This is a genomic window from Mesorhizobium sp. M0991 (assembly GCF_040318915.1).
Taxonomy (GTDB): domain Bacteria; phylum Pseudomonadota; class Alphaproteobacteria; order Rhizobiales; family Rhizobiaceae; genus Mesorhizobium.
The window spans coordinates 1-11,589 of record NZ_JAMYNE010000016.1 but is presented as its reverse complement, the minus strand read 5'-3'; the positions used below and the strand labels follow the sequence as shown (position 1 = coordinate 11,589).

Below are 11,589 nucleotides of genomic sequence, written 5' to 3'. Positions count from 1 at the left end.
AATACGCTAGGGCGTGCATTGCCGTAACTGCGCGGCGTAGTCCTGCGCCATCTGTTCGGTGGCATGCGCATAGCGCTGCACGTCGGCGTCGCCGCGATTGCCGCGCTTATAGGCGTTCCAGCCGAGATAGTAGGCGAGATACAGATTGTAGGTGTCGTTGCGGGCGACGCCGAGTGTGTCGGCGGTCTTGGAATGATACCAGCCGACAAAATCGACGGCATCGGCAAACCTGGTGCGGCGCGCCGCCCAGCTGCCGGTCTCGTTCTGGTATTGCGCCCAGGTCCCGTCGAGCGCCTGCGAGAAGCCGGTGGCGCTGGAGATATGTTTCCAGGGAATGAAACCCAGCAGCTTGGTGCGCGGCGGCCTGGCATTGCTCTTGAAGCCGGATTCCTTGCGCACCGTCGCCATCAGCACGGGAACCGGCACACCGTATTTCTGCTCGGCGCGTTGTGCCGCCGCCTGCCAATTGTCGAACCAGCCGTCATTCTGGTCGAAAACGGCACAGACATCGTTGATGTGGTTCGGCGGCGTCGCGCAGGCCGAAAGTGTCAGCGGCACGGCAATCGCTACAATTTTACTAAAACTCGACCTACGCATTGGAAGAGCATTAGGCCGAAAACATAAAAGGAATCTTGCGGCGTTTCTTAACGGCTCGTCGGTCGCTTTGGCAGGCGCTGAGGAAGTATGAACATTCCGACGTTTGTTGTCGCTTTTACCGACGTGAAATTCCCGCAATGGCGCCTTGGCTAAAATCACGCCCGCAGGTGGCGGATTCTTGACAGCTCGATCTTCGTGCCGGCGCTTTGATGCGCCGCATGAGCGAACCAAGACGCAAGCGCGGCGCCGAGCGAACCAGCAACAGGGGACCGACCGCCATCCCGCAACTGCCGCTCAGGCGGGTTACAAATCCGTATCCGCCGATGGCGATGCTCTCGGCCGACCAGATCGAGGCGATCCACCAGGCGTCGATGCATATCCTGGAGAATTTCGGCATCGAGGTGATGAGCCAGCGGGCGCTGTCGCTGTTCGAGAAGGCCGGGGCCAAGGTCGATCATGCCTCGATGAACGTCCGCATCGATCGCGGCATGATCGAGGAAGCGCTGAGGACGACACAGTCCAGCTATACGCTGACGCCGCGCAATCCCGCCCATGCCGTCCACCTCGGCGGCAATACAATCAACTTCACGCTCGTCGCCGGGCCGCCGAATGTGCACGACATGGAGCGCGGCCGCCGTGCCGGCAATTTGCGCGATTATTCCGATCTCGTCCGGCTGGCGCAGCACTTCAACTGCATCCACATGCTCGGCAACCAGGTCTGCGCGCCGATGGAACTGCCGGCGAATTCCCGTCACCTCGACACCTATTTCGCCAATCTGACACTAACCGACAAAAGCTTTCACGTCTCGGCCATCGGCCGCGGCAGGGCGCTCGACGGCATCGAAATGATGGCAATCGCGCGCGGACTGACGCTTGACGAGATGCGCGACGATCCCGGCGTCACCACGATCATTTCGGTCAACTCGCCGCGCCGCTTCGACGAGATGATGGCCGAGGGGCTGATGACGATGGCCGAATTCGGCCAGTCCGTCGCGGTGACGCCGTTCACGCTGATGGGGGCGATGAGCCCGGTGACGCTTGCCGGCGCGCTCGCCCAGCAGAATGCCGAGGCGCTGTTCGGCGTGGTGCTGACGCAGCTCGTCCGCCCCGGCGCGCCGGTGATGTATGGCGCCTTCACCTCCAATGTCGATATGAAATCGGGAGCGCCGGCTTTTGGCACGCCTGAAAACACCAAGGCGAATATAGCGTCCGGACAGTTGGCGCGGCGCTACAAGCTGCCTTACCGCACGACACCGGGCTCGGCTTCCAATGCCGCCGACGCGCAAGGCGCCTATGAGACGCTGATGGCGCTGTGGGGCGCGGTGCTCGGCCACGGCAATCTCGTCTACCATGCCGCCGGCTGGCAGGAGGGCGGACTGACAGCGTCGTTCGAAAAGTTCATCATCGACGTCGAGATGATCCAGCACATGATGGAGTTTTTGCGCCCGATCGAAGTCAACGAGGCCGAGCTTGCCGTCGAGGCTCTGGGTGCGGTTCCGACCGGCGGCCACTTCTTCGGCGAGCCGCACACGCTGGAGCGCTACGCCACGGCCTTCTACCAGCCGATGCTGTCCAACTGGCAGAATTTCGAGGCCTGGCAGGAGGCCGGCGGGCTCGATGCCACGGCGCGGGCGACGAGGCTGTGGAAGAAGGCGCTGGAGGACTATGTCGAGCCGGTGATGGAAATCTCCAGGCGCGAGGCGCTTGAGGCGTACGTGGCCAAGCGCAAGGAAGCGATCGGGCAAAGCGAGCCTTAAGCGCTGCTCTTCTTGTTCAGATTCATTCTCTTCTCCTACAGAATCATGAAACCCAACCAACTCTTTGAAATGACGAGAATCCCATGAAATCGCATGCAAAGGTCGTGGTCATCGGCGGTGGCGTCGTCGGGTGCTCCGTGCTGTTCCATCTGGCCCGTCACGGCTGGACCGACATCGTGCTTCTGGAGCGCGACGAGCTGACCTCCGGTTCGACCTGGCACGCGGCCGGCGGCATGCACACCATCAATGGCGACCCCAATGTCGCCAAGCTGCAGAAATACACAATCTCGCTCTACAAGGAGATCGAGGAACTGTCCGGCCAGGCGACCGGCGTGCATCTGACTGGCGGCGTCTTGCTGGCGGCGACCGAGGCGCGGCTCGACTGGCTGCGCGGCGTCGTCGCCAAGGGCCGCTATCTCGGCATCGAGCTCGAGGAGATATCGCCTGATGAGGCGGCCGAGCTGATGCCGCTGCTCGACCCCAAGCAGTTCGTCGGCGCCGTTCGCAACAAGGAGGACGGTCATCTCGACCCGTCCGGCGTTACCCACGCCTACGCCAAGGCGGCGAGGAAGCTTGGTGCCGAGGTCGAGCGTTTCACCAAGGTCGAGGATATTGTGCGGCGCGCCGACGGCCTGTGGCGTGTCATTACCAACAAGGGTGAGGTGGTGGCCGAGCATGTCGTCAACGCCGGCGGCCTGTGGGCGCGCGAGGTCGGCCGCATGGTCGGGCTGGAGCTGCCGGTGCTGGCGATGGAGCACATGTACCTGATCACCGAGGACATGCCGGAAGTCGCTGCCTGGAACCAAAAGACCGGCACAGAGATCATCCATGCCGTCGATTTCGACGGCGAGCTCTATCTGCGCCAAGAGCGCGGCGGCATGCTGATGGGCACCTACGAAAAGGCCAACAAGCCGTGGTCCGAGTTCCAGACGCCATGGAATTTCGGCCACGAGCTGCTCGAACCCGACATCGACCGCATCGCACCGTCGCTGGAGGTCGGCTTCCGGCATTTCCCGGCCTTCCAGAACACCGGCATCAAGCAGATCATCAACGGGCCCTTCACCTTCGCGCCGGACGGCAATCCGCTGATCGGGCCGGTGCGCGGCCTGCCGGGGTTCTGGGTGGCCTGTGGTGTCATGGCGGGGTTCTCGCAGGGCGGCGGCGTCGGGCTGGCGCTGTCGAACTGGATGATCGAAGGCGATCCCGGCGCCGATATCTGGGCGATGGATGTGTCGCGCTACGGCGACTGGGCGACGATGGCCTATACCAACGCCAAGGTGCGCGAAAACTATTCGCGGCGGTTTTCGATCCGCTTCCCGAACGAGGAGCTGTCGGCTGGACGGCCGCTCAAGACGACGCCGGTCTACGATTTGTTGTCGGCCAAGGGCGCGCAATGGGGGGTCGCCTATGGGCTGGAGGTGCCGCTGTGGTACGCGCCCGAAGGCGTCAAGGACGAATTCTCCTGGCGCCGCTCGAGCGATTTCGAGCATGTCGCAAATGAGGTCAAGACCGTTCGAGAAGGCGTTGGCCTGTCGGAGATTTCGAGCTTCGCCAAGTACAAGGTGACGGGCGAGGGGGCGGCGGCTTGGCTTGATCGTCTGCTTGCCTGCAAGCTGCCAAGGCCCGGCCGCATGACGCTGGCGCCGATGCTGAAGGAAGACGGCAGGCTGATTGGCGATTTCACGCTGGCCAATCTCGGCGGTCCAAATTCTGAAAATAACGATTGGTTCCTGGCCGGCTCCGGCGTCGCCGAGCAGTACCACATGCGCTGGTTCGAAGCGCATCTGCCGAAGGACGGCTCTGTCAGCATCGAGGCGCTCGGGGCAAAGCTCACCGGCTTGTCGATCGCCGGGCCGAGCGCGCGCGACGTGCTGGCAAAGGTTACACGGTCGGACGTGTCGAATGCGGCCTTTCCGTTCATGGCCATCAGCAGGATGGACATCGGCATGGCGCCATGCCTGGTCGGGCGCGTCAGCTACACCGGCGATCTCGGCTACGAAATCTGGGTCGCTCCGGAATATCAGCGTGCGGCATTGCAAGCCTTGATGGCCGCGGGGGAGGAATTCGGCATCGGCCTGTTCGGCTCGCGCGCGCTCAATGCGCTGCGGCTTGAGAAGAATTACGGCTCATGGGCGCGCGAATACCGGCCGATCTACGGGCCGTTGGAAGCCGGGCTCGACCGCTTCGTCGCCTACGGCAAGCAGGCCGATTTCATCGGCAAGCAGGCGGCGCTGGCCGAGCGCAAGCAAGGCGGCAGACTGCGGCTGCGGGCCTTTGTCGTCGATACTGTCGATGCCGACGTCATCGGCGACGAGCCAATCTGGCATGGCGGTGCCGTGCGCGGTTGGGTCACGTCGGGCGGCTACGCACATCATTCCAAGAAATCTGTCGCCATGGGCTATGTACCGAAGGAGATCGCCGATGAGGCCGACGGTTTCGAGATCGAGGTCCTGGGCAAACGTCATGCAGCGCGCATGCAATCGGCGCCGCTATTCGACGCCAATTTCGAGCGGATGCGCGGGTGAAGACGCGCCGACGCCTCAGCTGTTGCGCCGGTTGTCGAGGGCCAGGGCACCCGGACCGGCAAACACCAGATAGAGGAAAATGAAGCAGAACGAGATCGCCGAATCGCCGCCATTGTTGATGGGGAAGAAGTCGCGCGGCATGTGCGCCATGAAATAGGCGATCGCCATCTCGCCAGCCAGGAGGAAGGCGACCGGCCGGGCGAAGAGCCCAAGCGCACGAATTCGAGGAGGCCAGCGGTCAGCGTCAGCCCGGTCAATGTACCGGCATGGTCGCCGGCGGGAAAATTGAACAGCTTTTGCGTACCATGTTCGATGAATTGCAGTGCCGTCATGATGCGCAATGCGGCCAGAGCCTGCGGCTGATATCTGGCAAGGCCGTCGAAAAGCTTCATCTAAGACTCCATTTTACCCCCGAACCGGCCATAGATTATCGCCCGGCAGGGGACCATTCACTTCGCATGGCCCCGCCATCAACAATCAGTGATGGAAATGTTCCTCGTCTTTCAATATTTTTCTCTCCAGGGTTGTATTTAAACCGCTATAGTTGTACTGAGATCCAGACACTCCAAACCATGTGGGTTCCGTTTGCCATGAGAAAAGTCGTCGTCAGCCTATTCGCCATCCTTGCAGGCACCAGCGTCGCCATGGCCGACGACGCCGGCTGTGCTGCTTTCAAATGGCCGGTGACGCGCGAGGAGGCCCTGTTTGCGGCGGCGCCCGCCGCGCAGTCCGGCGCTGACCTTTCGGTCGGCGAGGCTGCAGATGTGGCGTTGGCGCCGGTCGGCACGATCAGCTTCACCGTTCCGCCGGAACGCGCGCCGGCAGCCGGTACATTCGGCGCGACGGCGAGCGTGGCCGTGCCCCCGGAGGGAGAGCTCCAGATCAGCCTGTCTGATGAGGCCTGGATCGATGTCGTTCAGGACGGTAAAGCGGTGAAGTCGGCGGCTTTCAGTGGCATAAAAACCTGTCCGGGGATCCGCAAGAGCGTGCGCTTCAAGCTAGCCGCCGGCCCGGCGACCATCCAGCTCAGCGGCGCCAAGAAGCCCGATCTCAAAGTTTCCGTGCTGACGCCGGAATAGTTCTCAAAGAGCGTAAGGTTGGAGGGACAGCGCCCCTCTCTGTCCTGCCGGACATCTCCCCCCTCGAGGGGGGAGATCGGTTTTTGCTGCCGGTTTCGCCAATCGCGACGCGACGTTGCTACCGCACCGGTGCCATTAGCGCGAAATGGGCGCCTTGCGGGTCCGTGCACTGCACGATCCAGCTGCCGCCGGGGACCTCCATCGGACCCATCAGGATCTTGCCGCCATTGTCGGTGACACGCTTGGCTGCCGCGTCGATGCCGGGCACGTTGAAATAGAACTGCCAGACCGGGACCGGGATCTGCTCGGGCTTGTTCATCATACCGCCAACGGGCTCGCCGCCGAAGGCAAAGAGCTGGTAGACGCCCATCGGACCCATATCCATGGCGTCGCCCTTCTCCCAGCCGAACTGGCTGGAATAGAAATCGGACGCCGCCTTCCAGTCTGACGTATAGAGCTCATGCCAGCCGATGTTGCCGGGTGTCGCCAACGGTAGCGGCGGCTGGTCGGGGCCGCTGGGCTGCAGGAAGTTGAACATCGCGCCTTGCGGATCGGCAACGACGGCAAGGCGGCCGACGCCAGGAATGTCGTCGGGCTCGCGGTGAACCGCGCCACCAGCCTTCTTGAGGGAGGCCGTTGCGGCATCGACATCCCTGGTGAGGATATAACCGATCCAGGCCGGCGGCATGCCCATCTTGCGCGCGTCCTCGGGCAGCGTCATCAGCCCGCCGACGCCGCGCTCGCCGACATTCATCACGATATAGCGCGGCATGCCCGGGGCCCCTTCGAATGGCTGCCCCCGCCAGCCCACCACGGAGGTGTAAAACGCCTCGGCGGCGTCGAGATCGGTGGTCATCAGCTCGTACCAGAAGAAGGGCATCGGGGACTGTGGCATTGTCGTGCTCCTTGCGGTTTGTACATCGATCATGCGCGATCTATTCTAAGACGATCTTCACGACGAAAATCCGACAGCCAACCAAAAAAGATGACGGCAAATTGGAAATGTTACCGGGTTGCGCGCCCTGCGGTTTTCGATTTTGCTTGCAGTCAACGAGGGGTTGTTGATCCATGCGCCGGATGTCGCTCACTTCCGAACTTGTCGCACTGTGCCATCGGGAAGAGACCGATCTCGGCCCCGACCGCAGCTGGACGCAGCTGACCGACGAAGATTTCCGGGCTCTTGCCTTGCGTCTCTCAGGCGAAGCAGACAAGGCCCCCTTATGGGTGTTCGCTTATGGTTCGCTGATCTGGAAGCCGGCCTTCGAGTCCGTCGAACGACAACGCGCTACCACGTTTGGCTGGCACCGGTCCTTCTGTCTCGACATGGTCCGCTGGCGCGGCAGCGTCGAGCAGCCCGGGCTGATGATGGCGCTCGAGCGGGGCGGGCGATGCAACGGCGTCATCTACCGCTTGCCGGAAGGCGAAAAAACCGCTGCAGGTCGAAAGGCTGTTGCGGCGCGAGATCGACGACCGCGAGAGCATCGGTTCGGTCAGGTGGCTTCCCGTGCATACGGCCCAAGGCACAGTCAGGGCGCTGGGCTTCTGGGTCGGCGGTCCTGAACGCGGTTCCGTACCTGCTTCGTGACGCATGGCCGTTTGGAAAACATGACTATTATTGTCATGTTTGTTGAAGCTTTTCAGTTGCTTGCGCCGAAAATTGACCAATTGATAAAAAAATAAAACGTGCTAGCCTTCCCCAAAACAAGAACATGGGGAACTGATGATGCCAGAAGGCCAGTTCAAGCAAGGCATTGCCGGCGGGCGGCTCTCGCCGGAGCAATATGCCGATAATTTTGCCGACCTGCATCCACCGCTCGATCATCACGAGGCACTGGTCGAGTCCGATCGCTGCTATTTCTGCTATGACGCGCCGTGCATGAATGCATGCCCGACCTCGATCGACATCCCGCTGTTCATCCGCCAGATTTCGACCGGCAATCCGATCGGCTCAGCCAAGACGATTTTCGACCAGAATATTTTGGGTGGCATGTGTGCCCGCGTCTGCCCGACCGAGACGCTGTGCGAAGAGGTCTGCGTGCGCGAGGTGGCAGAAGGCAAGCCGGTGCAGATTGGCCGCCTTCAGCGCTATGCCACCGATGTCGCCATGGCCGAAAGCAAGCAGTTCTACAAGCGCTCCGAACCGACCGGCAAAACGGTCGCCGTGGTCGGCGCCGGACCGGCCGGGCTTGCAGCCGCGCATCGGCTCGCCCGCTACGGCCATGACGTGACCATCCTGGAAGCCCGGCCGAAGCCCGGCGGCCTCAATGAGTACGGTATCGCGGCCTATAAGAGCGTCGACAATTTCGCCCAGGCCGAAGTCGACTATGTCACGTCGATCGGCGGCATCGACATCCAGAACGGCAAGGCGCTCGGCCGTGATTACCAGCTGTCGGACCTGACCAGGAATTACGATGCGGTGTTCCTCGGCATGGGGCTTGCCGGCGTCAATGCCTTGCGAGCGGATGGCGAGGAGGCGCAAGGCGTCACCAATGCTGTCGAGTTCATTGCGGAGCTTCGTCAGGCCAGTGATCTGGCCAGCCTGCCAGTCGGCCGGCGTGTTGTCGTCATCGGCGGCGGCATGACGGCGATCGACGCGGCGGTGCAATCGAAGCTGCTCGGAGCCGAAGAGGTGACGATCTGCTATCGGCGCGGCCCCGAGCACATGAACGCCTCCGAATTCGAGCAGGATCTGGCTGCCGCCAACGGCGTCATCATCCGGCACTGGTTGCAGCCGAAGCGGGTCATTGCCGACGGCGGCAAGGTGTCGGCGATCGAGCTCGAATACACCGCGATGGACGGCGACCGGCTCGTCGGCACCGGCGAGCGGCTGACGCTGACCGCCGACCAGGTGTTCAAGGCAATCGGCCAGAGCTTTGTCCCGGCTGCGCTCAACGGCAGCGGTGCGGAGATCGCGCTGGAAGCCGGCCGCATCAAGGTCGACGCCGAAGGCCGCACGTCGCTGCCAAACGTCTGGGCCGGCGGCGACTGCATCTTTGGCGGCGACGACCTGACAGTCTCGGCCGTCGCGCAAGGCCGCGACGCGGCGGAAAGCATTCATCGGGCACTGACCTCGAACGGGAGGGCATGAGCATGGCAGACATCCGCAACAATTTCGTCGGTATCAAGTCGCCGAACCCGTTCTGGCTGGCCTCGGCGCCGCCGACCGACAAGGCCTACAATGTCATACGCGCCTTCAAGGCCGGCTGGGGCGGCGTTGTCTGGAAGACGCTCGGCGAAGAGGGGCCGCCGGTGGTCAACGTCAACGGTCCGCGCTACGGCGCGATCTGGGGCGCCGACCGTCGTCTGCTCGGCCTCAACAACATCGAGCTGATCACAGACCGCGACCTGCAGGTCAACCTGCGCGAGATCAAGCAGGTCAAGAAGGATTGGCCGGACCGGGCGATTGTCGTCTCGCTGATGGTGCCTTGCGAGGAGCACGCGTGGAAGGCGATCCTGCCGGTGGTCGAGGAGACCGGCGCCGACGGCATCGAGCTCAATTTCGGCTGCCCGCATGGCATGTCGGAACGAGGCATGGGTGCGGCGGTCGGCCAGGTGCCGGAATACATCGAAATGGTGGTGCGCTGGTGCAAGGCCAACACCCGCATGCCGGTGATTACCAAGCTGACGCCCAACATCACCGACATACGCAAGCCGGCACGCGCCGCTCTTGCCGGCGGCACCGATGCGGTGTCGCTGATCAACACCATCAATTCGATCACCGGCGTCAATCTCGACAATTTCGCACCGGAGCCGACGATCGACGGCAAGGGTTCGCATGGCGGCTATTGCGGTCCGGCGGTGAAGCCGATCGCCATGAACATGGTGGCCGAGATCGCGCGCGACCCTGAAACGAAGGGCCTGCCGATCTCCGGTATCGGCGGCATCACCACATGGCGTGACGCCGCCGAATTCATGGCGCTCGGCGCCGGCAATGTGCAGGTGTGCACGGCGGCGATGACCTATGGCTTCAAGATCGTGCAGGAGATGATGGCCGGCCTGGAAAACTGGATGGACGAGAACGGCCATGCCACGCTCGACGACATCATCGGCCGCGCCACGCCCAACGTCACCGACTGGCAGTATCTCAACCTCAACTACATCGCCAAGGCGCATATCGACCAGGACGCCTGCATCAAATGCGGCCGCTGCCACATCGCCTGCGAGGACACCGCGCACCAGGCGATCACCAGCATGGTGGACGGCGTCAGGCATTTCGAGGTGATCGAGGCCGAATGCGTCGGCTGCAATCTCTGCGTCAATGTCTGTCCGGTCGAGAACTGCATCACCATGGAGCCTTTGGCGGTCGGTGTGATGGATCAGCGCACCGGCAAGCCGGTGTCGCCGATCTATGCCAACTGGACGACGCATCCGAACAATCCGATGGCCAAGGTGGCGGCGGAATAGCATTGCGAAAAAAAGCGGCGTTCACGGGCGCCGCTTTTTAATTTTCATATTGCGGATAAAAACTATCCACGATAATCTATATCCATGAACAGGAGAGCGAAATGAAGCTGGGCGAAGGCGTCGAAGCGGCCATTCATTGCGCCGCGATGCTTGCCGGTGTTGATGGCGCCGCGACCTTGCCGGGTGCGGCCATGTCCGAAGCGTTCGGGCTGTCGCCGAGCTATCTCCTAAAGCATCTCAACGCGCTGACGGCGTCGGGCATTCTGGAATCGGTGCCGGGGCCGTCCGGCGGCTACCGGCTGGCGCGGCCGGCGGAACGCATAACGCTGCTCGATATCGTGCTGGCCGTCGAAGGGCGCGAACCGGCATTCCGCTGCGCCGAAATCCGCCAGCGCGGCCCGGCGAAGCTCGATGCCTCGGTCTATGTCAAACCTTGCGGCATCAACGTGGCCATGCTGAAGGCCGAGCGTGCCTATCGCGCCGCGCTCGCCGACGCCCGGCTGTCCGACATCGTGGCAGAATACACGACCGATGCCGATCCCCGTTCGGTCGCCGCCAACTGTGCCTTCGTCGAGCGCCACCAGCGGCCGCAGAAATCAAGTTCAACCAAGCAAGCATGAAAGGCTACAGACGATGAAACAGAGGCTGCAATTTTTCGGCGCGGCGCCGGAGATCATGAAGGCGGTGTCGGCGCTCAACAAGGCAGTCGACGAATGCGGGCTCGAAAAAAGCCTGTTGCATCTGATCAAGCTCAGGGCGTCGCAGATCAACGGCTGCTCGTATTGCGTCGAGATGCACAGCCGCGAAGCGCGCCGCGAAGGCGAAAGCGAGCAGCGGATCTATCTCGTCTCCGCCTGGAAGGAATCGCCGCTGTTTTCAGAGCGCGAACGCGCAGCCTTCGCCTGGACCGATGCGCTGACCAGGATCGCCGACAACGGTGTGTCGGACGAACTCTATGCACGGACGCTCAAGCATTTCTCGGAGGAAGAGTTGGTCAAGCTGTCGGTTGCGCTCGGCATGATCAACACCTGGAACCGGCTTTGCGTTCCGTTCCATGCAATCCATCCGATGCCGGCGATCATGGCCGCTTGACCATGGACCAGGGGCCGGGGCCAGGGGCCCCGCGGCCGGTTTTTGGGCCAGGCCCCCCCGCAAGTTTTTAAAAATTTTTTTTTTGTTTTTTTTTGCGCGCCCCGGGTGGGAGGGGGGGGCCGGTTGGTTTTGGGG

Annotated in this window: 9 protein-coding genes and 2 pseudogenes; 8 read left to right on the top strand and 3 right to left on the bottom strand. The window is 62.5% G+C overall.

Going from position 1 to position 11,589, the window contains the following annotated elements; all coding sequences use genetic code 11:
• Nucleotides 1-6: 6 nt before the first annotated feature.
• Nucleotides 7-597 (bottom strand): transglycosylase SLT domain-containing protein, encoded by a 591-nt coding sequence (locus NKH70_RS22115; protein ID WP_352912717.1) that lies wholly within the window; start codon nt 595-597, stop codon nt 7-9.
• A gap of 218 nt (nt 598-815) precedes the next feature.
• On the opposite strand from NKH70_RS22115, the gene NKH70_RS22110 reads away from it, so the two are divergent.
• Both NKH70_RS22110 and NKH70_RS22105 read left to right on the top strand, forming a co-directional pair.
• On the top strand, nt 816-2,354 hold the full coding sequence (locus NKH70_RS22110) for a trimethylamine methyltransferase family protein (RefSeq protein WP_352912718.1): 1,539 nt from the start codon (nt 816-818) through the stop codon (nt 2,352-2,354).
• An 83-nt stretch (nt 2,355-2,437) separates the two neighbouring features.
• Nucleotides 2,438-4,879, top strand: coding sequence for a GcvT family protein (locus NKH70_RS22105; RefSeq protein ID WP_352912719.1), 2,442 nt, complete (start codon nt 2,438-2,440; stop codon nt 4,877-4,879).
• Between the two features lie 15 nt (nt 4,880-4,894).
• Here the strand turns inward: NKH70_RS22105 and NKH70_RS22100 are convergent.
• Nucleotides 4,895-5,271, bottom strand: a pseudogene (locus NKH70_RS22100) (DoxX family protein).
• A gap of 180 nt (nt 5,272-5,451) precedes the next feature.
• On the opposite strand from NKH70_RS22100, the gene NKH70_RS22095 reads away from it, so the two are divergent.
• A complete protein-coding gene (locus NKH70_RS22095) occupies nt 5,452-5,958 on the top strand; it encodes a hypothetical protein (protein WP_352491127.1) in 507 nt (168 codons plus the stop codon).
• 118 nt (nt 5,959-6,076) lie between these two features.
• On the opposite strand, the gene NKH70_RS22090 is transcribed toward NKH70_RS22095, so the two are convergent.
• Complete coding sequence (locus NKH70_RS22090) at nt 6,077-6,853, bottom strand: VOC family protein (protein WP_353025996.1); 777 nt, start codon at nt 6,851-6,853, stop codon at nt 6,077-6,079.
• Between the two features lie 173 nt (nt 6,854-7,026).
• Here NKH70_RS22090 and NKH70_RS22085 point away from each other — a divergent pair.
• From NKH70_RS22085 to NKH70_RS22065, 5 genes and pseudogenes are all read left to right on the top strand, one after another.
• A pseudogene (locus NKH70_RS22085) lies at nt 7,027-7,528 on the top strand (gamma-glutamylcyclotransferase); the annotation flags it as partial.
• A 153-nt stretch (nt 7,529-7,681) separates the two neighbouring features.
• Nucleotides 7,682-9,046, top strand: coding sequence for an NAD(P)-dependent oxidoreductase (locus tag NKH70_RS22080; RefSeq protein WP_352716900.1), 1,365 nt, complete (start codon nt 7,682-7,684; stop codon nt 9,044-9,046).
• Between the two features lie 2 nt (nt 9,047-9,048).
• On the top strand, nt 9,049-10,362 hold the full coding sequence (preA, locus tag NKH70_RS22075; protein WP_353025995.1) for an NAD-dependent dihydropyrimidine dehydrogenase subunit PreA: 1,314 nt from the start codon (nt 9,049-9,051) through the stop codon (nt 10,360-10,362).
• A 101-nt stretch (nt 10,363-10,463) separates the two neighbouring features.
• Nucleotides 10,464-10,982: an RrF2 family transcriptional regulator gene (locus NKH70_RS22070; RefSeq protein WP_352912721.1), complete on the top strand. Its 519-nt coding sequence runs from the start codon at nt 10,464-10,466 to the stop codon at nt 10,980-10,982.
• 13 nt (nt 10,983-10,995) lie between these two features.
• Nucleotides 10,996-11,454, top strand: a complete 459-nt coding sequence (locus tag NKH70_RS22065; protein ID WP_352912722.1) for a carboxymuconolactone decarboxylase family protein — start codon at nt 10,996-10,998, stop codon at nt 11,452-11,454.
• Nucleotides 11,455-11,589 lie beyond the last annotated feature (135 nt).

Bases quoted from the DNA above. Each gene is read 5' to 3' on its own strand.
- NKH70_RS22095 (WP_352491127.1), top strand. From the start codon at position 5,452: ATGTGGGTTCCGTTTGCCATGAGAAAAGTCGTCGTCAGCCTATTCGCC.
- NKH70_RS22115 (WP_352912717.1), bottom strand. From the start codon at position 597: ATGCGTAGGTCGAGTTTTAGTAAAATTGTAGCGATTGCCGTGCCGCTG.
- NKH70_RS22070 (WP_352912721.1), top strand. From the start codon at position 10,464: ATGAAGCTGGGCGAAGGCGTCGAAGCGGCCATTCATTGCGCCGCGATG.
- NKH70_RS22080 (WP_352716900.1), top strand. From the start codon at position 7,682: ATGCCAGAAGGCCAGTTCAAGCAAGGCATTGCCGGCGGGCGGCTCTCG.
- NKH70_RS22105 (WP_352912719.1), top strand. From the start codon at position 2,438: ATGAAATCGCATGCAAAGGTCGTGGTCATCGGCGGTGGCGTCGTCGGG.
- NKH70_RS22110 (WP_352912718.1), top strand. From the start codon at position 816: ATGAGCGAACCAAGACGCAAGCGCGGCGCCGAGCGAACCAGCAACAGG.
- NKH70_RS22065 (WP_352912722.1), top strand. From the start codon at position 10,996: ATGAAACAGAGGCTGCAATTTTTCGGCGCGGCGCCGGAGATCATGAAG.
- preA (WP_353025995.1), top strand. From the start codon at position 9,049: ATGGCAGACATCCGCAACAATTTCGTCGGTATCAAGTCGCCGAACCCG.
- NKH70_RS22090 (WP_353025996.1), bottom strand. From the start codon at position 6,853: ATGCCACAGTCCCCGATGCCCTTCTTCTGGTACGAGCTGATGACCACC.